This is a genomic window from Thiopseudomonas denitrificans (assembly GCF_002866065.1).
Lineage (GTDB): Bacteria > Pseudomonadota > Gammaproteobacteria > Pseudomonadales > Pseudomonadaceae > Thiopseudomonas > Thiopseudomonas denitrificans.
Window position 1 is genome coordinate 83,203 of record NZ_LNJZ01000008.1, and the last position, 26,120, is coordinate 109,322.

Annotated in this window: 26 protein-coding genes; 11 read left to right on the forward strand and 15 right to left on the reverse strand. The window is 60.5% G+C overall.

Annotation, left to right across the window (positions count from 1 at the left end; all coding sequences use genetic code 11):
* Positions 1 to 10 precede the first annotated feature (10 nt).
* The 3 genes from AR306_RS08050 to AR306_RS08060 form a co-directional block, all read right to left on the reverse strand.
* Positions 11 to 1,165, reverse strand: coding sequence for an ABC transporter ATP-binding protein (locus AR306_RS08050; protein WP_101497063.1), 1,155 nt, complete (start codon positions 1,163 to 1,165; stop codon positions 11 to 13).
* Between the two features lie 481 nt (positions 1,166 to 1,646).
* A complete protein-coding gene (locus tag AR306_RS08055) occupies positions 1,647 to 2,717 on the reverse strand; it encodes a polyamine ABC transporter substrate-binding protein (protein ID WP_240622529.1) in 1,071 nt (356 codons plus the stop codon).
* Between the two features lie 327 nt (positions 2,718 to 3,044).
* On the reverse strand, positions 3,045 to 4,142 hold the full coding sequence (locus tag AR306_RS08060; protein ID WP_101497065.1) for a polyamine ABC transporter substrate-binding protein: 1,098 nt from the start codon (positions 4,140 to 4,142) through the stop codon (positions 3,045 to 3,047).
* A 465-nt stretch (positions 4,143 to 4,607) separates the two neighbouring features.
* On the opposite strand from AR306_RS08060, the gene AR306_RS08065 reads away from it, so the two are divergent.
* Entirely contained in the window at positions 4,608 to 5,072 is a 465-nt protein-coding gene (locus AR306_RS08065; RefSeq protein WP_101497066.1) for a c-type cytochrome, read from the forward strand.
* A gap of 472 nt (positions 5,073 to 5,544) precedes the next feature.
* Here the strand turns inward: AR306_RS08065 and AR306_RS08070 are convergent, their stop codons facing one another.
* Genes AR306_RS08070 through AR306_RS08080 form a run of 3 tightly spaced genes read right to left on the reverse strand, consistent with a single transcriptional unit; the run spans position 5,545 to position 8,472 of the window.
* Positions 5,545 to 6,231 carry a cytochrome b/b6 domain-containing protein gene (locus AR306_RS08070; RefSeq protein WP_101497067.1) on the reverse strand — a complete coding sequence of 229 codons (687 nt, stop codon included), beginning with the start codon at positions 6,229 to 6,231 and terminating at the stop codon, positions 5,545 to 5,547.
* A gap of 9 nt (positions 6,232 to 6,240) precedes the next feature.
* On the reverse strand, positions 6,241 to 7,395 hold the full coding sequence (locus tag AR306_RS08075) for a PilT/PilU family type 4a pilus ATPase (protein WP_101497068.1): 1,155 nt from the start codon (positions 7,393 to 7,395) through the stop codon (positions 6,241 to 6,243).
* A gap of 42 nt (positions 7,396 to 7,437) precedes the next feature.
* A complete protein-coding gene (locus tag AR306_RS08080; RefSeq protein ID WP_101497069.1) occupies positions 7,438 to 8,472 on the reverse strand; it encodes a type IV pilus twitching motility protein PilT in 1,035 nt (344 codons plus the stop codon).
* Positions 8,473 to 8,543: 71 nt separating this feature from the next.
* Between AR306_RS08080 and AR306_RS08085 the strand changes: the two genes are divergently transcribed.
* From AR306_RS08085 to AR306_RS08130, 10 genes are all read left to right on the forward strand, one after another.
* A complete protein-coding gene (locus AR306_RS08085) occupies positions 8,544 to 9,230 on the forward strand; it encodes a YggS family pyridoxal phosphate-dependent enzyme (RefSeq protein ID WP_101497070.1) in 687 nt (228 codons plus the stop codon).
* Between the two features lie 153 nt (positions 9,231 to 9,383).
* A complete protein-coding gene (gene proC, locus AR306_RS08090; protein WP_101497071.1) occupies positions 9,384 to 10,205 on the forward strand; it encodes a pyrroline-5-carboxylate reductase in 822 nt (273 codons plus the stop codon).
* A 191-nt stretch (positions 10,206 to 10,396) separates the two neighbouring features.
* A complete protein-coding gene (locus AR306_RS08095) occupies positions 10,397 to 10,996 on the forward strand; it encodes a YggT family protein (RefSeq protein WP_101497072.1) in 600 nt (199 codons plus the stop codon).
* Entirely contained in the window at positions 10,996 to 11,292 is a 297-nt protein-coding gene (locus tag AR306_RS08100) for a DUF167 family protein (protein WP_101497073.1), read from the forward strand. The genes AR306_RS08095 and AR306_RS08100 overlap by 1 nt, the downstream gene beginning before the upstream one ends.
* A gap of 154 nt (positions 11,293 to 11,446) precedes the next feature.
* The gene (gene metX / locus AR306_RS08105; protein ID WP_101497294.1) at positions 11,447 to 12,586 is read left to right on the forward strand and encodes a homoserine O-succinyltransferase MetX; all 1,140 of its coding nucleotides are present in this window, start codon (positions 11,447 to 11,449) and stop codon (positions 12,584 to 12,586) included.
* Between the two features lie 2 nt (positions 12,587 to 12,588).
* On the forward strand, positions 12,589 to 13,197 hold the full coding sequence (gene metW / locus AR306_RS08110; protein WP_101497074.1) for a methionine biosynthesis protein MetW: 609 nt from the start codon (positions 12,589 to 12,591) through the stop codon (positions 13,195 to 13,197).
* 15 nt (positions 13,198 to 13,212) lie between these two features.
* Entirely contained in the window at positions 13,213 to 13,632 is a 420-nt protein-coding gene (locus tag AR306_RS08115) for a DUF4426 domain-containing protein (protein WP_101497075.1), read from the forward strand.
* Positions 13,629 to 14,213, forward strand: coding sequence for an RdgB/HAM1 family non-canonical purine NTP pyrophosphatase (gene rdgB / locus AR306_RS08120; protein ID WP_101497076.1), 585 nt, complete (start codon positions 13,629 to 13,631; stop codon positions 14,211 to 14,213). Before AR306_RS08115 ends, rdgB begins: the two co-directional genes overlap by 4 nt.
* An 817-nt stretch (positions 14,214 to 15,030) precedes the next feature.
* A complete protein-coding gene (hemW, locus tag AR306_RS08125; protein ID WP_101497077.1) occupies positions 15,031 to 16,212 on the forward strand; it encodes a radical SAM family heme chaperone HemW in 1,182 nt (393 codons plus the stop codon).
* A gap of 283 nt (positions 16,213 to 16,495) precedes the next feature.
* Positions 16,496 to 16,819 (forward strand): DUF3392 domain-containing protein, encoded by a 324-nt coding sequence (locus AR306_RS08130; RefSeq protein WP_101497078.1) that lies wholly within the window; start codon positions 16,496 to 16,498, stop codon positions 16,817 to 16,819.
* 22 nt (positions 16,820 to 16,841) lie between these two features.
* Here AR306_RS08130 and AR306_RS08135 read toward each other — a convergent pair whose 3' ends face one another.
* The 9 genes from AR306_RS08135 to AR306_RS08175 all read right to left on the reverse strand — a co-directional run bounded on the left by AR306_RS08135 (position 16,842) and on the right by AR306_RS08175 (position 26,027).
* On the reverse strand, positions 16,842 to 18,029 hold the full coding sequence (locus AR306_RS08135; RefSeq protein ID WP_101497079.1) for a GGDEF domain-containing protein: 1,188 nt from the start codon (positions 18,027 to 18,029) through the stop codon (positions 16,842 to 16,844).
* A gap of 73 nt (positions 18,030 to 18,102) precedes the next feature.
* The gene (gene trmB, locus AR306_RS08140; RefSeq protein WP_240622531.1) at positions 18,103 to 18,750 is read right to left on the reverse strand and encodes a tRNA (guanosine(46)-N7)-methyltransferase TrmB; all 648 of its coding nucleotides are present in this window, start codon (positions 18,748 to 18,750) and stop codon (positions 18,103 to 18,105) included.
* 58 nt (positions 18,751 to 18,808) lie between these two features.
* Entirely contained in the window at positions 18,809 to 19,600 is a 792-nt protein-coding gene (locus AR306_RS08145; protein ID WP_101497081.1) for a thiazole synthase, read from the reverse strand.
* A gap of 58 nt (positions 19,601 to 19,658) precedes the next feature.
* The gene (gene thiS / locus AR306_RS08150) at positions 19,659 to 19,859 is read right to left on the reverse strand and encodes a sulfur carrier protein ThiS (protein ID WP_407071199.1); all 201 of its coding nucleotides are present in this window, start codon (positions 19,857 to 19,859) and stop codon (positions 19,659 to 19,661) included.
* 72 nt (positions 19,860 to 19,931) lie between these two features.
* The gene (locus tag AR306_RS08155; RefSeq protein ID WP_101497083.1) at positions 19,932 to 21,998 is read right to left on the reverse strand and encodes a putative bifunctional diguanylate cyclase/phosphodiesterase; all 2,067 of its coding nucleotides are present in this window, start codon (positions 21,996 to 21,998) and stop codon (positions 19,932 to 19,934) included.
* A gap of 126 nt (positions 21,999 to 22,124) precedes the next feature.
* Positions 22,125 to 22,706, reverse strand: coding sequence for a superoxide dismutase [Fe] (sodB, locus tag AR306_RS08160; RefSeq protein WP_101497084.1), 582 nt, complete (start codon positions 22,704 to 22,706; stop codon positions 22,125 to 22,127).
* A 333-nt stretch (positions 22,707 to 23,039) separates the two neighbouring features.
* Complete coding sequence (locus AR306_RS08165; protein ID WP_101497085.1) at positions 23,040 to 23,489, reverse strand: c-type cytochrome; 450 nt, start codon at positions 23,487 to 23,489, stop codon at positions 23,040 to 23,042.
* Between the two features lie 194 nt (positions 23,490 to 23,683).
* Positions 23,684 to 24,754, reverse strand: a complete 1,071-nt coding sequence (gene alr, locus AR306_RS08170; RefSeq protein WP_101497086.1) for an alanine racemase — start codon at positions 24,752 to 24,754, stop codon at positions 23,684 to 23,686.
* A 25-nt stretch (positions 24,755 to 24,779) separates the two neighbouring features.
* Complete coding sequence (locus AR306_RS08175) at positions 24,780 to 26,027, reverse strand: FAD-dependent oxidoreductase (RefSeq protein ID WP_101497087.1); 1,248 nt, start codon at positions 26,025 to 26,027, stop codon at positions 24,780 to 24,782.
* Positions 26,028 to 26,120: the final 93 nt, after the last annotated feature.

Below are 26,120 nucleotides of genomic sequence, written 5' to 3' on the forward strand. Positions count from 1 at the left end.
GTCAGGCTTTTCATTGCTGGAATACCACGCCGCTGTCATCGACCCAGTGGACAAACACCTCGTCATCCCAGGTCGGGCGTTTCACATTGCGCTCGGAGTTGGCCATGAAGGCCTGGGCGATCTTGCCCGATGGCAGCTCGACGTAATACACGGAGTGGCCGCCCAGATAGGCGATATCGTGCACGGTGGCGGTGCTCCAGTTGTATTCTTCGTACTCCAGGTCTTCGGGTTTTTCGCTACACAGCAGCAGTTTTTCCGGACGCAGGGCGAAGGTGACGCGTTTGTTCTCTTCACGCGAGGCGATACCGTGACCAATGTAGATCGGCAGCGGCAGGTCCGGACAGGCGATGATGGCGTGGTCCGGCTCTTCAACGATCAGCTCGCCGTCAAACAGGTTCACGTTGCCGATGAACTCGCACACCATGCGGTTGGCCGGGGTTTCGTAGATGTCCACCGGCGAGCCGACCTGCTCGATCCAGCCCTGGTTCATGATGGCGATGCGCTCGGCCATGGTCATGGCTTCTTCCTGGTCGTGGGTCACCATCACGCAGGTCACACCGACACGCTCGATGATTTCCACCAGCTCCAGCTGCATTTGCGAGCGCAGCTTCTTGTCCAGCGCGCCCATGGGTTCATCCAGCAACAGCAGCTTGGGCCGCTTGGCCAGCGAACGGGCCAGTGCCACGCGCTGACGCTGCCCGCCGGACAGCTGGTGCGGTTTGCGCTTGGCGTATTTGGTCATGTGTACCAGACGCAGCATTTGGTCGACACGCTCCTGGATTTCCTCTTTCGGCAGGCCGTCCTGCTTGAGGCCAAAGGCGATGTTCTGCTCGACGTTCATGTGCGGGAACAGTGCATAGGACTGGAACATCATGTTGATCGGCCGCTCGTAGGGCGGCATGTCGGTGATGTCGACGCCATCGAGGTAGATCTTGCCTTCGGTGGGGGTTTCAAACCCGGCCAGCATGCGCAGCAAAGTGGACTTGCCGGAGCCGGAACCACCGAGCAGGGCAAAGATTTCGCCCTTGTTGATCTTGATGCTGACTTCATCCACGGCCACGGTGTCGCCAAAGCTCTTGGAGACCTTCTTGATTTCCACCAGAACGTCTTTGGGCTTTTGCATGTTGGCCAGCGCTTTTTTATATGCGCCCGAAGGTATTGCCATGTGGTTTTCTCTTTAAATGTGTTCAGGGGTGTTTTTTGTTACGGGTTGCTAGGGTCTGGTTTTAGTGTTGGCGGCTGACGGGGTGGATAGCTGCAAAGACGCCGCGAGTACGTCCATGTAGGCTCCCGGTCGCCATCCATGGCGACCAAGGCTTTGCTGCCACCCACCCCGTCATCCGCAGATAGTCCGTGTGTGTCGCAACCCTTTTTTGGGGGAGGGTTGGGGCGGCTTTGCCGCCCTGCTGTCGCTTCTTCAGCCCTTGCCCACAGCTGTCATTCTGCATCAGGCACAGCACCATGCCTGCAACCAACTTGCGACAGCATCCCGCCGCAAGGCGGGACCCAATCCCTCCACCCGCTCAAGGTAGATTCGGGTTTGGCGGGGTGTTGTGTCAGGCATTAGCGGCTTGGGACATTTATGGCCCGAGCCAGCGTCAGCCTGATGCAACACCCCGCCAAACCCTGACACCGCAGAGCAAAAATCAACGACCAGACTTGAAGCGCGTCCACGCACGGGTCTTGGTACGCTGGGCACTGGCCGACAGGGGCTTGGAGATGAACAGCTTGTCCAGTACCTCCTGCGCCGGATAAACACCCGGATCATTGCGTACTTCTTCGTCCATCAGCTCGTCGGCGTGCTTGTTGGGGTTGGCGTAACCGACATAGTCACTGATGTCGGCAATCACCGCCGGCTCCAGCAGGTAGTTGATGAAGACGTGCGCCTCATCCACGTTGCCGGCATCAGCCGGAATCGCCAGTACGTCAAACCACAGGTTGCCACCCTCTTTCGGGATGCTGTAGGCAATGTTGACACCGTTTTCGGCCTCATCGGCACGGTCGGCGGCCTGCAGCACGTCACCGGAGAAACCGGCTGCCACGCAGATGTCGCCGTTGGCCAGGTCGGTCACGTACTTGGACGAGTGGAAATAGGTCACGTAAGGACGAATCTTGTTCAGCTTTTCCACGGCGACGTCATAATCAGCGGCCTTGGTGGAATTCGGGTCCAGGCCCATGTAGTTGAGCACGGCCGGCAGCATTTCATCAGCCGCATCGAGGAAAGCCACGCCACAGGTGCTCAGCTTTTCCATGTACTCGGGCTCGAACAGCACAGCCCAGGAGTCGATGCTGTCAACGCCCAACACCTCCTTCACCTTGTCGACGTTGTAGCCGATGCCGTTGGTACCCCACAGGTAAGGCACAGCGTACTGGTTGCCCGGATCGTTGACGGCGATCTGTTCCATCAGGTGTTCTTCCAGGTTGCTCCAGTTGGGCAGCTTGCTGCGGTCCAGTTTCTGGAACACGCCGGCCTGCACCTGGCGCGCCAGGAAGTGATCCGACGGCACCACCACGTCATAACCGCTACGGCCAGCCAGCAGCTTGCCTTCCAGGGTTTCGTTGGAATCGAACACGTCATAGACCACACGGATGCCGTGCTTTTCCTTGAAGTCGTCCAGCGTGGTTTCGCTGATGTAGTCGGACCAGTTGTACACGTGCACGCTGGAAGCATGCGCGGCACCGCCAATGGAAAGGCTCAGTGCTGCACCCAGCAGCAGGGATGGAGTGATTTTGCTCAACAGTACGTCCTCACAAGTTTATTTGGTGGGTCACCTCGGACCAGTTACAAAGCCACCCGCACCATGCGGACGGCACAATAATGTTTCGCAGCCTGAACAACAGCTGCCATTGTTTTACGACGCCCAACCCGGACACCGCGACAGCAGTCCGGCAACGCCGGACCATACTCTCCCTCAACGCACGCGGTGTTTCAGGGTTGCTGGAGAGCTGTACAAAGCCTCAGCCGGCCCGATCCATTTTAATGGAGCGGGTTGGCGTAGCTGCAGTACAGGTCTGCAGCAACCCTATCCACCGCAAGGCAAAAATCACTTGCCTGATTTGATCTTGGTCCAGCTACGGGTCATCGCACGCTGGCCCTTGGCCGACAGGTCCGGGAAGGCATACAGCTTCTTCAGCATCTCGTCACTCGGATAGATGCCCGGATCATTGCGGTACTCCTCGTCCACCAGCGGTGTCGCCGCGCTGTTGGCGTTGGGGAACTGCAGGTAGTTGGTCAGGTCCGCCATCACCTGCGGCTGCAGCAGGTAGTTGATGAACTCGTGGGCTTCCTTGACGTTTTTCGCGTCAGCCGGAATGCCGACCATGTCAAAGAAGGTACCCGCACCCTCTTGCGGGATCTGATACTCGACTTTTACCTTGCCGGTACCCTCTTCTGCCCGCGCCTTGCTCTGGTAGATGTCGCCGGAGTAACCCACTGCCACACAGATATTGCCGTTGGCCAGGTCCGAAATGTATTTGGACGAGTGGAAATAGGTAATGTACGGACGCACCTTCAGCAGCAGCTCTTCAGCCTGCTTGATGTGCTCCGGATTTTCGCTTTCAGGTGGCAGGCCCAGATAGTACATGGCCGCCGGGATCATCTCGGTCGGCGAGTCCAGCAGGGCGATACCGCACTCGTGCAGCTTGGCGGCATATTCCGGGTTGAAGATCAGCTCCCAGCTGTCGACGGCAACGTCGCCCAGCACGGTCTTGACCTTGTCCGGATTGTAGCCAATGCCGATCGAGCCCCACATGTAGGGAATGGAGTACTGGTTGCCCGGGTCGCTGACTTCCAGGGTTTTCAGCAGGTCGGCATTCAGGTTGTCCCACTGCGGCAGCTGGCTGCGGTCCAGTTTCTGGTACACGCCGGCCTTGATCTGCTTGGCCAGGAAGGGGTTGGACGGCACCACGATGTCATAACCGGAGTGGCCGGACAGCAGCTTGGCTTCCAGCACTTCGTTGTTGTCGTAGACATCAAACACCACCTTGATGCCGCTCTGCTTTTCAAAGTTGCTGATGGTGTCCGGGGCCACGTAGTCCGACCAGTGATACACGTGCAACACGCGCTCGTCGGCGGCCTGCACCTGAGCGGTGACGGCAACGGTCAGTGAAAGGGCAGCAAAGGGAATAAAACGCTTTTTCACGCGCACAGCTCCTGTATCCAGTCTGTAAAACCGCCGGGGCACGGCGGACAATAATCTGCCCGGTCTTCGGGCAAAGCAGTGTTTTAACAAAAACAAGCTTTTGTGACTGTAACACCCTGCCGCCGACAGCTGATGCGTGGTGGCAACCGCAACCCCTGTGCGGCTTGTTTACATTCAGAAAATCTTGTTCACAGACCCGGCGTGCCTTTTCCCTGGTAGCCGATAGCAGCAAATACCTGCGCTTATTAAGACAGTGCCGGCAGGCTGTTGGACCGCCATGCCGACAAGGCCGTATAAAATACGCGCTATTGCAGCGTATCGCAAGCAGGCGGAATATTTTCCGACGACTGACCGTTTGTCAGCTACCGATGTACCCTGACCGGGGTTATCTATACAATACGCAACTATTTTATTATTACCTGCACCGGGTAAAAACCACCGAAGCTTCAACCTGAGGAGAGACACATGAAGAAAATCGTACTGGGCAGTCTGTCTGCCATTGCGCTGGCCACCAGCCTGAACGCCTTTGCCATGGATGCCGAGGAAGCCATCGAATTCCGTCAGGCCGGCTACAAGTTCATGGCCTGGAACATGGCCAAGATCAAGGCCATGGCCATTGACGGCGACGTCGAGTGGAACCCGCAACAGGTCCAGGCCGCTGCCAACAGCATTGCCGCCACTGCCAACTCCGGCATGGGCGCGCTGTTCATTCCCGGCACCGAGAAAAACGTCGGCAACACCAAAACCCGCGTCAAGCCGGAAATGTTCACCGATATTGAAGGCGTGACCGAAGTCGGCATGGCCTTCCACAAGGCCGCCACCGAGCTGGCTGCCGCTGCCGAAACCGGTGACAAGGCCACTGTGGCCAAGGCATTCGGTGCAGCCGGCCAGAGCTGCAAAGGCTGTCACGACAAGTTCCGTATGGACTGATTTGCCCTGCGCAACAAAAAATCCGGCCTCGTGCCGGATTTTTTGTTGCCACGCGATTCTGTTCGAAGAACATTGTGCGGGTTTTTGTGCGAATAAATTCGCACCTACAGGAGGCGCGTTTGTAGGTTCGAATTCATTCGCACAAAACCCCGCACAATGTTCTTCGAACAGAATCGCGTGGCAACAAAAAATCCGGCCTCGTGCCGGATTTTTTGTTGCCACGCGATTCTGTTCGAAGAACATTGTGCGGGGTTTTGTGCGAATAAATTCGCCCCTACAGGAGGCGCGTTTGTAGGTTCGAATTCATTCGAACAATGCCCGGCGTAGCCGGGCAGGTGTTGGTGCAGGTATTTGTGTGGGTTTTTGTGCGGGTTTTTGTGCGGGTTTTTGTGCGAATGAATTCGAACCTACAGGGGCGCATTCATTCGAACAATGCCCGGCATCGCCGGGCATGTGGCAGGTGTTTGGCAGGTTAGAAAGGTAGCGCCGAGGCCGGGGCTGGCGGCGGGGGCTTGGGTACCCAGCTGCCCTGCGCCACGTAGAAGGCACCAACGGCAAACAGGCAACTGAGGACAAACGCCAGCCAGCGACCGCCGGTAGCCGGCTTGTATTCTTCGTTGAGCTGCTCGGTATTGCCGGTGATCATCGGCTTGACCAGATTGTTCTTTTTCACCAGCCAGTAGAACAGCACCGTGGCCACATGCAGAGCGATCAGGCCAACCAGCAACCAGAAAGTCTGCCGGTGCAAGCCGGTCAGCATCAGGCTGTCGGCCTTGTCGATCAGGCGGTACAGCGGGCCGGTAAAGACACTGTCGTCATTGGTGAACAAACCGCTGACTGACTGCCAGCCCAGCACCAGCAACATGGCTCCCATCGACAGTACACCAAGCGGGTTGTGACCCGGTTTGCGCCAGTTGCCACGCAGGTAGTCGGGAATGCGCGGCAACGCACCCAGCAAGGCACCAATGCGGGCATAGGTGGAGCCCAGAAACAGCCAGGCCAGACGGAATGACAGCAGGGTCACCACGGCCAGTCCGGCCTGCTGGTGCAGGCCCATATTGCCTTTCAGGCCGCTGGCCAGCGCCACCACAACGGACACCACCAGCGCCCAGTGAAAAAAGCGCAGGGGCAGGTCCCATACCCGGATTTGTTTCGACATGCGTATGTTTTACTCCACTCTGAAATTGGTCACGCCACCAGGTTCGTCCGATATCTCCAGTGACAGTTTCTGGGTCGCCCGGTCCAGCTTGTCCCGGCCCAGATCGGGGCCCAGCTTGATCATCAGGCGCAAGTCGTTGGCCGAGTCGGCGTAGGCCAGCGCGTTTTCGTAACTGATGGCGCCCTGGGTATAAAGTTCATACAGCGCCTGGTCAAAGGTCTGCATGCCCAGCTCGCTGGAACGGGTCATCAGCGGCTTGATTTCTTCCACCGCGCCCTTGCGGATCAGGTCGGCAACCAGCGGTGTATTCAGCATCACCTCGATCACCGCGCGACGGCCCTTGCCATCTGCCGTGGGAATCAGCTGCTGGGCAATGATCGCCCGCAGGTTGAGTGACAAATCAAGCCAGATCTGCTGGTGGCGGTCCGGCGGGAAGAAGTTGATGATGCGGTCCAGCGCCTGGTTGGCGTTGTTGGCGTGCAGGGTGGCCAGACAAAGGTGACCGGTTTCGGCAAAGGTGACGGCGTAGTCCATGGTCTCGCGGGTACGCACCTCGCCAATCAGGATCACGTCCGGTGCCTGGCGCAGTGTGTTTTTCAGCGCCACCTCGAACGATTCGGTGTCGATGCCGACTTCACGCTGGGTAACGATGCAGTTCCTGTGCTGGTGGATGAACTCGACCGGGTCTTCGATGGAAATGATATGGCCGGAACTGTTCTCGTTGCGGTGGCCGATCATGGCCGCCAGCGAGGTGGATTTACCGGTACCGGTGGCACCGACAAACAACACCAGGCCACGCTTGGCCATGGCGATTTCCTTGACCACCTCGGGCAACTTGAGCTCGTCCACCGTCGGGATGCGCGTTTCAATGCGGCGCAGCACCATGCCGACCAGGTTGCGCTGATAGAAGGCACTGACGCGGAAACGGCCGATGCCACGGGCGCTGATGGCAAAGTTGCACTCCAGGGTTTCGGCAAATTCGCGGCGCTGTTGCTCGTTCATCGCGCCCAGCACCAGCTCGCGGGTGGCTTCGGGCGACAGGGCGGTGCGGCCCACGGGCATGACCTTGCCGTGAATCTTGATGGCCGGAGCCACCCCTGCAGTGATAAACAGGTCGGAGCCGCCCTTTTCCACCATCAGGCGTAGCAGTTGTTCCAGTTCCATATTTGTGTCCTACGGTTGCCGGCTAGCTGTCTGTGCAAGCCATTAGAAGTTTTCCGGGGTTTTGGCTTTTTCGCGGGCACTGTCGCGGCTGATCTTGCCTGAGCCGAGCAGTTTGGTCAGGCAGCTGTCCAGGGTCTGCATGCCGATGCTGCCGCCGGTCTGGATGGCCGAATACATCTGTGCCACCTTGTCTTCACGGATCAGGTTGCGGATGGCGGGGGTGCCGAGCATGATCTCGTGTGCGGCAATTCGGCCGCCGCCGATTTTTTTCATCAGCGTTTGCGAAACCACCGCCTGCAATGATTCGGACAACATCGAGCGCACCATGGACTTTTCTTCAGCGGGGAATACGTCGACGATCCGGTCAATGGTCTTGGCCGCCGAGGTGGTGTGCAGGGTGCCGAACACCAGGTGACCGGTTTCCGCAGCGGTCAGGGCCAGCCGGATGGTTTCCAGGTCACGCAACTCACCGACCAGAATCACGTCCGGGTCTTCCCGCAGCGCCGAACGCAGCGCTTCGTTGAAGCCCAGGGTGTCGCGGTGCACTTCCCGCTGGTTGACCAGGCTCTTTTTCGACTCGTGGACGAATTCGATCGGGTCTTCGATGGTCAGGATATGCTGGTAGCGGGTGCTGTTGAGGTAGTCGATCAGGGCAGCCAGCGTGGTCGACTTGCCCGAACCGGTCGGTCCGGTAACCAGCACCAGGCCGCGCGGCACGTCGGCAATGCGGCGAAACACCTCGCCCAGCTGCAGGTCTTCCAGTGTCAGTACCTTGGACGGAATGGTCCGAAAGACGGCACCGGCCCCCCGATTCTGGTTGAAGGCGTTGACCCGGAAACGGGCGATGCCGGGAACCTCGAACGAGAAGTCGGTTTCCAGGAACTCCTCGAAGTCCTTGCGCTGCTTGTCATTCATGATGTCGTACACCATGGAGTGTACGTCCTTGTGCTCAAGCGGCGGCACGTTGATGCGGCGGATGTCGCCGTCAACACGAATCATGGGCGGCAGGCCGGCCGACAGGTGCAAGTCGGACGCACCCTGTTTGGCGCTGAACGCCAGCAATTCGGTAATATCCATTGATCCCCCAAATATGATTCACAAGCAGTTAACATGAGCAGCCGTCGTCATTACAACCAACGGGACAAATAATGTCTACCATAACAGAGAATATTGCCCGTGTTCGCAGCCGGATTGCCGCTGCGGCACAGGCCTGCCAGCGCCCGGCCGGGCAGATCGGCTTGCTGGCTGTCAGTAAGACCCATCCGGCCAGTGCCATCGGGCAGGCATACCGGGCCGGCTTGCATGACATGGGTGAAAACTATCTACAAGAAGCACTCGAAAAACAAGCGCAACTGTCAGATTTGCCATTGGTTTGGCATTTTCTGGGTAACATCCAGTCCAACAAGACCCGGGCCGTGGCGGAACACTTCGACTGGGCCCATGCTGTCGACCGGTTGAAAATCGCCGAGCGCCTGTCAGCCCAGCGCCCGGCAGGCCGCAGCCCACTGAACATCTGCCTACAGGTGAACATCAGTGGCGAGGCAAGCAAGTCCGGCTGCGCGCCGGCCGAGTTGCCGGAGCTGGCACGGGCGGTGGAGAAGCTGGATAATGTGCGCCTGCGCGGGCTGATGGTGATTCCACAGCCCAGCCATGACACTGAAGAACAACGCGCGGCTTTTCGTCAAACCCGGCTGCTGCTGGAACAGGTCAACGGGCTGCTGCAAACCCCGATGGACTGCCTGTCGATGGGCATGAGCGATGACCTGGAAGCCGCCATCGCCGAAGGCGCCACCTGGGTGCGCATCGGTACCGCCATTTTCGGGGCGCGGAGCTAGTCTTGCTTTTCATCATCACCGCGCTGGCTACAGCGGTCTCCTGCCGCATGCTGCCGGCCTGATGGCGATTAGCCCGCCAGGCCGGAAGATATGACCATATTTGCGCAATCCATACCCGCGCCTTCACCCACACGACCAGACAACGGATCTCTCATGAACAATCTGCATATCGCTTTTATCGGTGCCGGCAACATGGCAGCCAGCCTGATCGGTGGCCTGCTGGCCAAGGGCATGCCAGCTACCCACATCCACGCCAGCGAGCCCTCCGCCGAACGGCGCGACCAGCTGGAGCGCGACCTGGGCATTCACACCCATACCGACAATGCGGCTGCCTGCGCTGACGCGGATGTGGTGCTGCTGGCAGTCAAGCCACAGATCATGCGCGAGGTGTGCCTGGCCCTGGCACCGGCACTCAAGCCTGGCCAGCTGGTGATTTCCATTGCCGCCGGCATCAACTGCGCCAGCCTGCAGCAGTGGCTCGGCCACCTGCCGGTGGTGCGCTGCATGCCCAATACCCCGGCGCTGCTGCAACAGGGCATCAGCGGGCTCTATGCCGCCGCCCAGGTCAGTGAAATCCAGCGCCAGCAGGCTGCCGCCATTCTGGATGCCGTCGGCAGCAGTGTCTGGGTGCCGCAGGAGCAGCTGCTGGATGCCGTTACCGCCGTTTCCGGCAGTGGCCCGGCTTACTTCTTCCTGCTGATCGAGGCCATGACCGAAGCCGGCGTCCGCCTCGGCCTGGATGCAGACACCGCCACCGAGCTGGCCCGCCAGACCGCACTGGGCGCGGCGCAAATGGCCTGCCAGAGCGATGTGGATGTCGCCACGTTGCGTGCCCGGGTTACCTCGCCGCAGGGCACCACCGATGCCGCGATCCGCAGCTTCGAGGCGGACGGCTTCCGCCCGATGGTTGAGCGCGCCCTGCAGGCTGCTGCCGACCGCTCCGCCGGGCTAGCCCGCGAGCTGGGTGGCGGCTGATAGCCTCTGTAGGTGCGAATTTATTCGCACAAACAATTGCCGAACTGTGCGAATAAATTCGCACCTACATTCTGTGTTCCGCATGGTCCTGTGGAACATTCAGCTCTGCCTGCATATCAAAACTGGCCAACACCCCTGCTGAAAGGCTAATGTATTCGCTTGCTGACAACATACCCATATAAGAGATATCCATGTCCGGACCCCAAGCCCTGATCTATGTCCTGCAAACCCTGGGACAACTGTACATCCTGCTGATATTGCTGCGCTTCGTGCTGCAGCTGGTACGTGCCGACTTCTACAATCCGCTGAGCCAGTTTGTGGTCAAGGCGACCCAGCCGTTGCTGCTGCCCCTGCGCCGCATCGTTCCCGGTTTTGGCGGCATCGATTTAGCCTCGCTGGTCCTGGCCTGGCTGGTACACATGGCACTGTCGCTGGCAATTTTCCTCATTGCCGGCGCGCCTGCCGCCGAGCTGCCGCCCCTGCTGGCGATGCTCGCCCTGTGGTGCCTGATCAGCCTGGCCAGCCTGTTCGTGAAGATCTTCTTCTTCGCCCTGATCATCAGCGTCATCCTGTCCTGGGTGGCCCAAGGCAGCCGTCACCCGGCGGTCGAGCTGGTGCATCAGGTGTGCGCACCGGTGCTGTCGCCCATTCGCCGCTTTCTGCCGGACCTTGGCGGCATCGACATTTCGCCGATTTTCGCCTTTCTTGCGCTCAACCTGCTGGACAAGTTCGTGATTGCCAACCTGGCCATACAGACCCGGATGCCGGCCATCATCAGCCCGTTCATGTAATGACCAGCTACGCACGGCTGGATGGCACCGACCTGGTGTTGCAGTGCCATATCCAGCCCGGAGCCAAGCGCAGCGAACTGGCCGGGGAGCATGGCGAGCGCCTGAAGATCCGCCTGCAGGCCCCGCCGGTCGACGGCAAGGCCAATGCCGAACTGGTGCGCTTCCTGAGCAAGCTGTTTGCCGTTCCGCGCAATGCAATCACCATTGAAAGCGGCGAGTTGAGCCGGCAGAAGCGCGTACGCATACAGAATCCTGTACAATGGCCACCCGGTATCGGCACGCCTGCAGACAGCTGATATTGCCGCTCCGGGGCAGCCTGGCCAGTGGTGGCAAAGCCCGCACAGGTCCCGGATTTCCGCGAAACGGCCCACCCGCGAACCATCCGGCAAGCAACTGCAATCCCGGCCCGGGCCGGCAGGATTTTTATTGTTTTCACACTTGGAGCATCAGGTGTCCCGCGTTTTTCCCGAAGACTCCGTTGGCCTGGTCAGGCCCGAGACAGCACATTTCAGCGAACCCCTGCGGCTGGCCTGTGGCCGCCTGCTGGACGAATACGAGCTGGTGTACGAAACCTACGGCACGCTCAACGAGGCCCGCAGCAATGCGGTGCTGATTTGCCATGCCCTCTCCGGACACCATCATGCCGCCGGCTACCACAGCGAGGATGACCGCAAACCCGGCTGGTGGGATGCCTGCATCGGCCCCGGCAAGCCCATCGACACCAACCGTTTCTTTGTCGTCAGCCTGAATAACCTGGGTGGTTGCAACGGCTCCACCGGCCCGGCCAGCCCCAACCCGGCCACCGGCAAGCCCTATGGTGCCGACTTTCCGATGATGACCGTGCGCGACTGGGTCAACAGTCAGGCGCAACTGGCCGACCGTCTAGGCATCAGGCAATGGGCGGCGGTGATCGGCGGCAGCCTCGGCGGCATGCAGGCACTGCAGTGGAGCATCGACTACCCCGACCGTGTCCGCTATTGCGTGGCAATTGCCGCTGCACCGCGCCTGAGCGCACAAAATATCGCCTTCAACGAAGTGGCCCGGCAGGCCATCATCAGCGATCCGGACTTTCATGACGGCCACTTTCTGGAACACGATACCCTGCCCCGGCGCGGCCTTAAACTCGCACGCATGGTCGGTCACATCACCTACCTGTCGGATGATGCCATGGGGCAGAAGTTTGGCCGCGAACTGAAAACCGAACAGCTCAACTTCGACGTCAACAACGTCGAGTTCCAGGTGGAAAGCTATCTGCGTTATCAGGGGGAGGAGTTCTCCACCCGCTTTGACGCCAATACCTACCTGATCATGACCAAGGCGCTGGATTACTTCGACCCGGCCGCCGCCCATGGCGGCAACCTGGCACAAACCTTTGCCCATGTCAGCGCCAGCTACTATCTGATTTCCTTCACCACCGACTGGCGCTTCTCGCCGGCACGCTCGCAGGAAATCGCCAACGCCCTGATCGCCGCCGGCAAGGACGTCAGCTATGTCGATATTGACGCACCCTACGGCCATGACGCCTTCCTGATCCCGCATCCGCGCTATCTGCAGGCGTTTTCCAGTTACATGAACCGTATCGAGATTTGACCATGAGAGCCGATCTGGAAATCATCCAGCAATGGATTCCCGAAAACAGCCGCGTACTGGACCTTGGCTGTGGCGATGGCGAGCTGCTGGCCTGGCTGCGCGAGCACAAGAACGTCAGCGGCTACGGCCTGGAAATCGACCCGGACAAGATCAACGCCTGCATCGAGAAGGGCGTCAATGTGGTCGAGCAGAACCTTGACCTGGGGCTGGGCAACTTCGCCAGCAACAGTTTCGACGTGGTGGTGATGACCCAGGCGCTGCAGGTGGTGCACTACCCCGACCGCATCCTGCAGGAAATGCTGCGTGTCGGCCGCACCTGCATCATCACCTTCCCCAACTTTGGTCACTGGCGCTGCCGCTGGTATCTGGCCACGCGCGGACGCATGCCGGTATCGGATTTCATGCCCTACACCTGGTACAACACGCCCAACATCCACTTCTGCACCTTCAAGGACTTCGAGGCCCTGTGCAGCGAAATGCAGATGCAGGTGCTCGATCGTCTGGCGGTGGACAACCAGCACCGCGACCATCTCGGCAGCAAGCTGTGGCCCAACCTGCTGGGTGAAATCGGCATTTATCGCGTCACCCGCAACCCTGTCAAAATCGCCTAACGGAGGACTTTGCACATGCACAAACTCGTTACCCTGGCCGCTGCCCTGCTGTTCAGCCTGAGCGCCGCCGCCGAACAGAAAATCACCTCGGGTGCGCTGGACATCCACTACATCGTGTTCAACTCCAGCTTCCTGCAGCCGGAAATCGCCAAGGCCAGCGGCCTTGAGCGTGGCAAGAACATCGCCGTGCTGAACGTCGCGCCACTGCGTGACGGCAAGGGCGAGAAAAGCGCCGTCAGCGGTACCCTGACCAACCTGCTTGGCCAGGTGAGAAACCTCGAATTCCGCGAAATCGACGAAGGCGATGCGGTGTACTACATCGCCCAGTTTCCGATCGATGGCCGTGAGCTGCTGAAATTCGACATCAAGCTGGTGGACGGCGAACGCAAGAGCCACAACCTGAAATTCAACCAGGAAGTCTTTCCCGACCTATGAACACCCTCGTTCTCGCCAGCCATAACGCCGGCAAACTGAAAGAACTGCAGGCCATGCTGGGCGACCGCTTTCAGGTGCGCTCGGTCGCCGAATTCAGCAGTGAAGCGCCGGAAGAAACCGGCCTGTCCTTCATCGAAAACGCCATTCTCAAGGCCCGTCACGCCGCCCGCGTCTCCGGCCTGCCGGCGCTGGCCGACGATTCAGGTCTGGCGGTGGACTTCCTCGGTGGCGCGCCCGGCATTCACTCGGCCCGCTATTCAGGGACCGGCGATGATGCCGCGAACAATACCAAGCTGCTTGAAGTGCTGAAGGATGTGCCCGATGCCCGGCGCGGTGCGCAGTTTGTCTGTGCGCTGGCACTGGTACAGCATGCCGAAGATCCGCTACCGGTTGTTTGTGAAGGGCTCTGGCAAGGCCGCATTCTGCATGCTGCCAGAGGTGAACATGGCTTTGGTTATGACCCGCTGTTTTGGATTGAGGAGCATGGCTGTAGCAGTGCCGAGCTTTCGCCTGAGCTGAAAAACCGTATCAGTCATAGGGCTTTGGCCATGCAGCGGTTTAGGCAGCGTTTGGGGTTATAAAGGTTTTTTGCCTGTCGGTGTGTGGCAGAGCCGGCGGAACACTACGTAACGCTGCGCTGCCACGATCGCCTGCGGCGCTCATGGCGCTAAGGCGTTACTCCGGTTCCCCCGACTCTGCAATACACCTTGGCGTTGGGGGAGAGAGGGTCCGGCTACGCCGGACTGCTGACGCAGTGTTTAGGGCTGACTCCGATGCTGGACGTACTAGCGACAGCAGCCCGGCGTAGCCGGGCCACCCCCCCACAAAAACGGCAACGTGTATCCGCTGGCGGGGCGAGGCCGCTGCAAAGCATCAGCAACAGGCTCGAAGCTGGCTTCGGGACTGGCAGCGCAGCTTTGCGAAGCGCCTCGCTCCGCCGGTAACACTGCAGCCAAAAACCACACAGCGACAGCAGCCCGACACAGTCGGGCCACTCCCCCTACAAACGGCAAGGTGTATCCGCTGGCGGGGCGAGGCCGCAGCAAAGCATCAGCAACAGGCTCGAAGCTTGCTTCGGGACTGGCAGCGCAGCTTTGCGAAGCGCCTCGCTCCGCCGGTAACACTGCAGCCAAAAACCACACAGCGACAGCAGCCCGACACAGTCGGGCCACTCCCCCTACAAACGGCAAGGTGTATCCGCTGGCGGGGCGAGGCCGCAGCAAAGCATCAGCAACAGGCTCGAAGCTTGCTTCGGGACTGGCAGCGTAGCTTTGCGAAGCGCCTTACCCCGCCAGCTACACTGCAACCAAGAACCAAACACCCCCACCAGCAACACCGCAGCCAAAAACTCCCACACAAGCAGCACGCAATGCAGACAACTGGATAACGCCGCAAAACATGAACCAGCTATTGACCTCCGACAGCCGCCGCCCCCTGCCCGACCTACCGCCCCTGGCGCTATATGTGCATATTCCCTGGTGCATCCGCAAATGCCCTTACTGCGACTTCAACTCGCACAAGGCACCGTCCAGCCTGCCGGAACAGGCCTATGTCGATGCGCTGCTGCTGGATCTGAAGCAGGATCTGCCACTGGCGGCCGGCCGGCCGCTGACCTCTATTTTCATCGGCGGCGGTACACCCAGCCTGTTTTCGGCCGAGGCACTCAAGTGTTTGCTGGATGGCATTCAGGCCCGCATCGGCTGGCAGCCGGATATCGAGATCACGCTGGAAGCCAACCCCGGTACCTTCGAGCAGGACAAGTTTTCCGCCTACCGTGAACTGGGTATCAACCGGCTGTCGATCGGCGTGCAGAGCTTCAACAGCCAGCACCTGCAACAGCTGGGCCGGGTACATGACGGTGATGAAGCCCTGCGCGCAGCACAGATTGCCCGGCAGGCCGGTTTTGAACGCATCAACCTGGACCTGATGCACGGGTTGCCGGACCAGACTCCGGCGCAGGCCATGAGTGATCTGCAGCAGGCGCTGGAGCTCGATCCGGGTCATGTCTCCTGGTATCAGCTGACCATCGAACCCAACACGGTTTACTGGAGCAAGCCGCCACAGCTGCCGGAAGACGACTGCCTGTGGGATATCCAGGAGCAGGGCCAAGCCTTGCTGGCCAGTCATGGCTACCGTCAGTATGAGGTTTCCGCTTATGCACGGGACGGTCAGCAGGCACGACACAACCTGAATTACTGGCAGTTTGGTGATTTTCTCGGTATTGGTGCCGGCGCCCACGGCAAGGTCAGCCACGCCGATGGCCGCATCGAGCGCTACTGGAAAACCCGTCAGCCGGACGACTACCTGCGTGACGGCAAGCCAAAACTGGCTGGCCGGCAGCTGCTGGGCAACGACGAGCTGCCATTCGAGTTTCTGATGAATGCATTGCGCCTGACGGCAGGTGTTCCGGTCGGGTTGTTTGCCGAGCGTACCGGCTTGCCGCTGGAGGTCCTGCAGCAGGCCAGATTGCAGGCACAGCAGCGCGGTTTGCTGTCTGCCGACCCGCAGCGCCTGGCTGCTACCGCACACGGTCAGCTGTTCCTGAATGATCTGTTGCAGATGTTTCTGGGAACGGATTGAGGGCTTTGCCCTACAGGCGCTGATGCTGCAAAATCTGCATCGCTTTTAGTACCCTGCCATCTGCAACTATGCGCTTTTGATAGCTCACGACCCTGTGCGAATAAGTTCGCACCTACAAAAGCGCTGTGCAGCCTTTGCTGCTGTAGGTCCGGATTTATCCGGACAAAGCGAAACCGCGCAAAGCTGCAATGCAATGCTGTAGCTTGATTAAAAAGACAAACAGGCTGGTTTAGCAACTTCAGACAGGCACCCAGCCAACTATGATTTTCACACAGGAGTTCCCATGGATATGTTCACCGGCTGGATTGTCAGCCTGTCACAATGGTCACGCAGTCATCTGGGTGATATCAGCATGGCGCTGATGGCTTCCACGCTGGTGCTGTTCGGTCCGATCCTCAACGCATGGCTGCGCCGGCAGACCGGCACGCTGCACTTCATCTTCCGTACGCTGATTTTCATTCTGGTGTGCGCGATCGGTTACGGGCTGGCCATGATCCATCTGACGCCCCTGATCAAGCAGGCACTGGCACAGCTCAACAATTACACCCTGGCCCCCGTTTTGCTGGTGCTGTTTGTGCTGATCGGCATTTTTGCCGACCGCCACTGAACAGGCTGCTGTCAGGCCGGTACTATTCCGGCATGACATGCACGCGGTTCTGTCCTTCACGGCGAGCGCTGATCAGCAGTTGCTGGGCCTGCTTGAGCGTTTCAAGGGGGTCACTGCTGCCCGGCTGATAGGCTGCCACGCCGACGGAAATGGTCATGTGGCCGACTCCCTCGAACGCGCTGTCCTGTATTTTGCTGCGCAAGCGTTCGGCGATACGCTGGGCAATCACGATCGGACACTGCGGCAGCAGCAGCAGGAACACTTCCTCGCCCATGCGTACGCTGATGTCCAGCTCGCGCGAATGCTGCAACAGCAGCCCGGCCAGATGTTTCAGGGCGAGGTTGCGCAGCGGCTCGGAGAAATGCTCGCGAATCTGTTCGTAATCATCCACGGCCAGTACCAATGCGGTAAAGCTGGTGCCGCCCAGGCTGATGTTGGTGACCAGCTCGGGCAGGATCTCTGGTGTGCTCAGGCCGGTGAGCGGGTCGATGCTGCTTGCATCGGGCATCGCTGACTGGGGGTCCAGCTGCCTGGCACCTTGCAGCAGGCCGCTCTGCAGTTCTGCCGCCTCCCGCGAGCTGGGTTGTACGGCACCGATCACGGCAATGCTTTCCGGCCTGTTGAGATTGCGCGCGCAGGCCGCCAGCAAGCGAAACGGCCGCGCCAGGCTGCCGCCTGCCAGCCACGCCAGCAACAGCAGCAGGCAACCGGCCGGCAGGATATAAACCAGCAGATCGGCAAAGGCTGGCTGCACTGCGGCTTGCCCAACGGAGGGGGTTTGCAGCATCAGCCGCCAGTCAGAGCCCGGCACGGCTGCAATGCTGATCATTTGCCCGACGCCCTGGTCATCGGGCAGCAGGACCGTCTGCTCATGTTGCTGCAAAGCCAGCGCCCTTTCCTGTACTGCGGCCAGGCGTGCCCCGCCGGGAAGCACAACCTGCCCGCCCGGGCTGATGATCCAGGCCCGCTGGTGTTCATCCATGAGCAGGTCATCCAGCAGGCCGGCCCTTGGCCCCTGCTGCAGACGCTGGCCCAGCTTGTCGGCGAGCTGCCTGGCAAACCCCTGCTGCCTGTGCAGGTCGTTATCCAGCAGCGCCTGCTGGTACAGGGAGCTGCCGGCCCAGAACATGTTGCCCGCAGCCACCAGCAAGCTGAGCAAGACCAGCAGAACCACCAGCTGCCGCAATCCGATCCGTGATAATACTGCCATTTCCTTGCTCTCCACGATGTTCGTCAGGGTTGTATCATGCTGCCTGTAACCACTGGCGCTACCAATTGCCTGCTCAATCCCGGCGGGCGAACTTCAGGTCCCAGACACCATGTCCGAGGCGCTCGCCGCGCCGCTCGAACTTGGTGACCGGGCGTTCGGACGGACGCTCGACCCAGCTGTCAGAAGCCGACAGGTTGGTGTAGCCGGGAGCCTGCTGCATGACTTCAAGCATGTGCTCGGCATAGGGTTCCCAGTCGGTGGCCATGTGCAGTATGCCGCCCGGTTTGAGTTTTTGCCTGACCAGCGCGGCAAAGTTCTCGTTGACGATGCGCCGCTTGTGATGCCGGCTCTTGTGCCACGGATCGGGAAAATACAACAGTACCCGGTCAAGGCTGCTGTCTGCAATGCACTGACGCAGGACATCCAGGGCGTCACAGCTGTACACCCGGACGTTATCCAGCTCCTGCTTCAACAGCCCGTTGAGCAACGCACCCACGCCTGGACGGTGCACTTCGACACCGATGAAGTCCTGGTCTGGTGCCGCGCCGGCCATTTCCAGCAGGGACTGGCCCATGCCGAAGCCGATCTCGAAGGTCAGCGGCGCAACGCGGCCAAACAGGCTGGCCGGATCAACCGGACCTGTTTCCAGCTCCAGCCCGAACCGGGGCCAGCCGTCATCCAGGCCGCGCTGCTGGCCGGGTGTCATGCGACCGGCGCGCATGACGAAGCTCTTGATTTCGCGGCGCTGGGGTGCTGCCGTCTGTACTGTATCGTTCACGTCAAATCAGGCCTTGCAAGGGGGAGGAGGCGGTTGCGTACAGGCGTTTGGGCATGCGGCCGGCCAGGTAAGCCTGCCGGCCGGCAATGACGGCATGGCGCATCGCCTCGGCCATCAGCACTGGTTGTTGCGCATGGGCAATGGCGCTGTTCATCAGCACTGCGGCGCAGCCCATTTCCATGGCAATGGCGGCGTCCGAAGCGGTGCCGACACCGGCATCGACCAGAACAGGTACGCGGGCCTCTTCCAGAATGATTTTAAGGTTGTAGGGGTTGCAGATGCCCAGGCCGCTGCCAATCAGGCCGGCCAGCGGCATCACCGCGATGCAGCCGATGGCTTCCAGCTCGCGGGCAATGATGGGGTCGTCGCTGGTGTAGACCATGACGTCGAAGCCTTCATCGACCAGCGTGCGGGCTGCCTTGAGGGTTTCCACCACGTTGGGGAACAGGGTCTTGTCGTCGGCGAGAATCTCCAGCTTGACCAGTGTGCGGCCGTCCAGCAGCTCGCGCGCCAGGCGGCAGGTGCGCACGGCGTCTTCGGCAGTATGGCAGCCGGCGGTATTGGGCAGGATGGTGTAGCGGTCCGGGCTGATGACATCGAGCAGGTTCGGTTCGCCGGCATTCTGGCCGATATTGGTGCGACGCACCGCCACGGTGACGATTTCGGCACCGGAGGCCTCGATCGCCTGTCGGGTTTCTTCCAGATCGCGGTATTTGCCGGTACCCACCAGCAGGCGGGATTGATAGGTTTTGCCGGCCAGCACGAAAGGCTGGTCAATGGGTGGCTGTGTCATGCAAGGATGTCCTTGGTTGGCGTGGAATAAGGGGTGGCGCGGCCAGGGCAGTCCGGCGTCAGCCGCCGCCGATGGCGTGCACGATTTCAACCCGGTCTTCGGTTTGCAGCCGGGTCTCGGCGTACTGGCTGCGCAGCACGATGTCGTGGTTCAGCTCCACCGCAATCCGCCGGTTATGCAGCCCGAGCTGTTGCACCAGGTGTCCGACCGTGTCGCCATCCGACAGGCTGAAAGGCTCGCCATTCAAAATAATCTGTATATTCATTCTGCTCTCGAATCTGATATTTCCGGGCCCGTTTGCCGCCGGCGACACAGCCGGCTGCCAGCCGCTTCAATCACCGAAACGCCCATATTTGTCCATCAGGGCCTCGGCAGTTACCGGCTTGCTGTACAGGTAGCCCTGGCCTTCATCGCAGCCCAGCCTGACCAGCAGCTGTTCCGTTTCTCGGGTCTCGACGCCTTCGGCCAGCACCTTGAGCTGCAGGCTGTGGCTCAGCTGGATGATGGTGCGCACGATAGTGGCATCGTCATTGCTGGTCTGCATGTCCTGGATAAAGCTGCGATCGATCTTGATCTTGTCCAGCGGCAGGCGCTTCAGATAGGCCAGCGACGAATGCCCGGTGCCGAAATCGTCTATGGCGATCGCCACGCCTAGCTTGCGCAGTGCCAGCAGTTTCTTGCGGGCGGTTTCCACATCCTGCATCAGGCTGGTTTCGGTGATCTCCAGTTCCAGCGCTCCGGGCGGAATGCGATGGGCGATCATGATCCGTTTGATGGCGCTTTCCAGCCCTTCATGGTGTAGCTGGACCGCCGACAGGTTGACTGCAATCCTGAAGTCGCGCCAGCCGATATCCAGCCAGTCACGCAGCTGCTCGCACGTTTGTTCCAGCACCCATTCGCCGATTTTGACAATGGCTCCGGTTTGCTCCGCCAGCGGGATAAAGGTTTCCGGCGAGACCAGATCACCGCTTCTGCGCTGCCAGCGCAACAGCACCTCGACGCCAACCACCTTGTTGCTGCCCAGCTCAATCTGCGGCTGATACAGCAAATACAGCTCGCGGTTGGCCAGCGCATTGTCCAGGTCGGTCTCCATCTGGCGGCGCTGGCGCAGCTGCTGGTCAATGCTGGCGATATAGAACTGGTAGCGGTTGCGCCCGCCCATTTTTGACAGGCGCATGGTTTGTTCGGCTTTTTGCAACAGCAACTCGCTGGTCTGGGCATCACCGGGAAACAGGGTAATGCCGATGCTGGCACTGAGGCGGATGCTGACATCTGCCTGGCCGTCCTGCGGCACCTTGAACGGCTGGTGCAACAGGAACAGAACCTTTTGCGCCAGCACCGCGGCCTGGTACGAATTGTCCAGCCCGGAATGAATGAGGATGAACTGGTCGCCACCGAGCCGCGCAAAGCTGTCCAGTTCGGCCGACAGCTGGCTGTCAACCCGCTGGGCGAAAGACCTGAGAATCCAGTCGCCCAGCTGGAAGCTGTAGCGCTCGTTGATCGACTTGAAAGCGTCAAGCCCGATACACATGACGGCAACCGACTTGTCGGTCTGGCGGGCACGGGTGAGAATGCCGTCGAGCTTGCCCTGCAGCCCCAGACGGTTGGGCAAGCCGGTAAGAAAATCGACATGGGACATGTGCAGCAGGCTTTCTTCTGCTTCTTCACGCAACTGGTTGACGTGTGCAATGGCCCGCAGCAGCTGATTGACCCGCTCTACCCACTGCCCCAGCTCATTGTGCCGGTGAGCCGGTGCGATACCGAGCTGATGCAGGCCCGGCCGCTCGGGGTCAATGTAGGTCATTTCTTCCAGCATGCCGGCCAACGGCCGGCTCAGCAGCCTGCGCAATACCAGGTGCAGGCTGGCCAGCAGCAACACCGTGCCCAGCAGGCCGACCAGCAGAATGACTCCCACCTCGCGCATGAAGCTGTTGGCGTAACCGGCAGTATCCAGAGTGACTTCGAGACGGCCCTGATAGGCTTCACCGGCCTCACCGCCCAGCTCCAGATAAAAATGCTGTTCGGCAGCAAACAGGCGGTCAGTCAGATAGCGTTCGGCTGAATAGCGCAGGGGCCGCAATTGTTCGGCCAGCGGCAGCTCTCCCGAGCGGCCCAGCCTGGCCGAACGGACGGCCTGGTGATGCAGCAGGCCGTTGACGACCTGCCGGGCCATGCCAGCATTGTTGTCCTGCAAGGCCTGTCGGGCTGGGCCGGCAAGCACTGCCAGCATCTGCTGACCCTCGTTGCGTATGCTGTCCCTGACCAAGGAGACGGAGTGCAGCACCTGTAGCAGGCTCATGAGGATGCCGATACCGACAGCCACCCATAGCGTCCGGCGCAGCAATATGCCGGAAAGCCGGGTCTGGCGGGGTTTGGAGTCGGTTTGGCTGACAGTCATGCAAGGCCCTGACGCATATACAGGTGACGGCAAAAATACTGTGGTGTTTCGTAATCAGACACATGCGGCACCCGGTGCCGCTTGTGCAGGGCCCGGCAACGCCGGACCCTGCACAGGAGAGGACTATCAGCCGGCAAAGTTGGCGGCAACAAAGTCCCAGTTGACCAGGTTCCAGAATGCCTCGACGTACTTCGGACGGGCATTGCGGTAGTCGATGTAGTAGGCATGTTCCCACACGTCGCAGGTCAGCAGGGCCTTGTCTGCGGTGGTCAGCGGGCAGCCGGCACCGATGGTGCTGCTCAGGCCGACAGTGCCGTCAGGCTTCTTCACCAGCCAGGCCCAGCCGGAACCGAAGGTGCCGATGGCGGTTTTGGTGAATTCTTCCTTGAACTTGTCGAAGGAACCGAAAGCGGCATTGATGGCGTCAGCCAGTGCGCCGGTCGGCTCGCCGCCGCCGTTGGGGCTCAGGCAGTTCCAGTAGAAGGTGTGGTTCCATACCTGGGCCGCATTGTTGAAAACGCCGCCAGTGGAAGTCTTGATGATATCTTCCAGGCTTTTGCCTTCAAACTCGGTGCCGGGCACCATGTTGTTCAGGTTGACTACGTAAGCGTTGTGGTGCTTGCCATGATGGTAGTCGAGGGTTTCTGCGGAAATATGTGGCTCAAGGGCGTTCTGCGCATAGGGCAGTGCTGGCAATTCAAAGGCCATGGTTATTCTCCTTTTGCATCATGCAGGGCTGTATGGGTGATTTATCAGGCATGTCTGTGCCTGTGCTTTTGTATGAAAATACCGTTACAGGGGTATTTTCCCGACTGACGAATACTATCACAAAGCGTGACTGTTGCCATGCACCCGCCAGTGCGCCAATGCTGTTGCCGACGATAAAATCACGAACCGCAAGCAGAGGCCATTTGCACCTTTTTCAGGCATTCCTCCGCGCCCGGGCTCCCGCTCGCCAGCGATGGCTGCGCCGGACAGCGCGTAACGCATAAAAAACCCCGGACAGAGCCTGGCCGGGGTTCTTGTGCATCACGTACCGGATCAGAGACCGGACATGGCCTTGATCGCGCTGATCAGCTCGTCATCAGAGCAGTCGCCGCAGGTACCCATGGGTGGCATGCCACCCCTGCCGCTTTTGGCAACGGCCAGCAAGCCGTCCATACCGCCTCCGGCTTCGGCACGAATGGCCCAGGCTTCCTTGTCACCGGTCTTCGGCGCATCAAGCAAGCCGGTGCCGTGACAAACGCCACAGCTCTTGGCAACGATATCATCACCGCTACGACCAGCTGCCGCTGCGGACGCAGAACCGCCGGCCGCTTCGGCCGGGGCAGCAGCTGCAGCAGCCGCACACTCCTGGCCCTTGATGCAGACTTCGCCCACCGGCTTGAGGCGTGCGGCAACGGCATCATCGGTTGCTGCCTGTGCAGCCGCACCCGCCAATACAAACAATGCAGCCGCCGGAGCGACCAGGATCTTTTTAATCAGGTTCACGGGTTACCCTCTTTATTTTGACGTTGAAAGTTCCGGCAAGCCTTGCGGCCTGCAACAAAGCCCGGGCCTGTCTGTGTGGCAGCCGGCGGTAAATTGCCGACTAGTATAACCAGTCAGGGGTTGATGTGAAACAGCCGGCCGCACGACAGTGCATATTCGATCCGCCGTCCGTACCAGCCGCCAGTGGCATCCGCTCACCCATGATAGTGCCAGGCCACCCGCCGCACACCGGTCAGCAAGGTATAGGCGATAGTGTCTGCGTGCCTGGCCACCTGCTCCACTGGCAGGTGGCGACCCCACAATTCCACCTTGCTGCCGACCCCGGCCTGCGGCAACCGGGTCAGGTCGACAGTCAGCATGTCCATCGACACGCGACCCGCCAGGGCCGCCGGCTGCCCGTCAACCAGCACCGGCGTGCCATCCATCGCATGTCTCGGGTAGCCATCGGCATATCCCATGGCCACCACACCGATACGGGCCGGCCCGGGAGTGACAAAACGCGCACCATAGCCCACCGCCTCGCCAGCCGGCAGCTCACGCACGGCAATCACCCTCGACTCCAGCGTCATCACCGGCTGCAGGTGCCGGCCCAGTTCGTGGCTTGCCGCTAACGGATTGCTGCCGTACAGCATGATGCCGGGGCGGGTCCAGTCGCTGGCCATTTCCGGCCAGTCGAGGGTTGCCGCCGAGTTGCTCAGGCTGCGCAAGCCCTCCAGGCCTTTGGTGGCACTGTCAAACTGGCGCAACTGCTCGAGCGTACTGACCCGCTCGGGCTCATCGGCCCGGGCGAGGTGAGTCATCATGACGATATCGGCAACATTGGCGCAGGCCCGCAGCCGTTGCCAGGCGGCTGCGTATTCATGCGGAAAAAAACCGACCCGGTGCATGCCGGAATCCAGCTTGAGCCAGCAATTGAGCGGTCTGGACAGGGCAGCCTGCTCCAGCAGCTCCAGCTGCCACCAGGCATGCACCACCAGCCAAAAATCCTGCTCGACACACAGCGCCAGCTCATCCGGGTGAAACACACCCTCAAGCAGCAAAATCGGCAGCTGGATACCGGCCTGACGCAACTCCAGCGCCTCTTCAATGCAGGCCACGGCAAAACCGTCAGCCTCTGCGGCCAGCGCCCGCGCACAGCGCACCGCGCCATGCCCGTAAGCATCCGCCTTGACCACGGCCAGGGCGCCACCACGACTGAGCGTTTTGGCCAGCCGGTAATTATGCAGCAATGCAGACAGATCAATTGTAGCCTGTGCCGGTCGCATGACATTCCTCAAAACAGACAAATGATTAACAGGTAGCGTAACGGAAGATATCCAGTCCCTCGCCGCTGATTTCGGGTGTCCTCCCTGCCAGCCGGTCGGCCAGATAGCGGGACGTGCCACAGGCCACCGCGCAACCTGAGCCGCCATGGGCAATATTCAGCGTCAGATTGGCGTAAGCCGTAGCCCCCACCACGGGTACGCCATCCGGCGTGACGTGGCACAGACCAGCCTGAAACTCGCCACTGCGGCTATCACCAGCCAGTGGAAACAGCGTATCGGCAACCATGGCCAGAGCATGCCTGCGTTGCGGATCCGGACGCCTGCCGGCCAGCTCCTGCATGCCGTGCAAGCGAAGACGCCGGCCAAAGCGGGTAATGGTAACACCCCGGGCCGAATCAAACACCGTGGAATGGGGGGCCGCAGCCGCATCCGTGATGTCATAGGCCAGCGCATGGCTCCTGAACCGATGCATCGGAACAGCAATACCCAGCCCGTCGAGCAAAGCCCGTGCCCGCTCATCCAGCGCCAACACATAGTGATCGGCCCGCAGCAGCGCCCCATTGACCCGCACGCCCTGCACGCGGTCGCCTTCACCCGGCAGTTGCTCAATGTTGCTGCCAAAACGGAACTCGACACCGGCCGCCCGCGCCAGCGTGCTCAGCCCGCCGGCAAACCCGCAGCAATCGACAGAACGGGCTCCGGGCCAATACAGGGCGCCAGCCAATCGATGGCGCACTCCGTGCAGGGCTGGCTCAACCCGCCCTATTTCATCCGGCAACAACAGGCTGCATGACAGGTCATTGCTGACGGCACGCTGCATGTCCGCCACTGCCATCTCCAGCTGCTGCCGGTCATAAAAGACCCGGATCATGCCGCAGCGCCCGCCTGCCCCGTCGAGGCCGGCAGCCTCACATAGCTCCGCAAAGCACCCTTGACCATACCCGGTCAGTCGCAACAAGCGCTCCCGGCTCGCCGCACGACCGGCGGCGGAGCAATTACGCAGCAACCGCCACACCCACTGATACTGCTGCCAGCCGGTGCCCGGACGCAGAGCCGGTGGCCCATGCCGGAGCAACAGCCCGCGCATTGTCTGCAGCACCGTACTGCGAGCAACCCATGGAGCCACCCCGCCCGACATGCCGCAGCCGACACAGCAGGTTTCCCGGCCCGCAGCCAGTTGCGGCTCCAGTACGGTCACATCAAAACCCGACTGCCGCAAATAATAAGCCGTGGCGATGCCCGCCACTCCGGCACCCAGCACCATGACTTTCATGCCACCTCCCTGTTTCCTGCCTTCCGTTCCGTCAAGGCAGACAGGATGCCATAAAAGGTGTCGGCATGCCTGACGCGCAAGCCGGAGCCGACC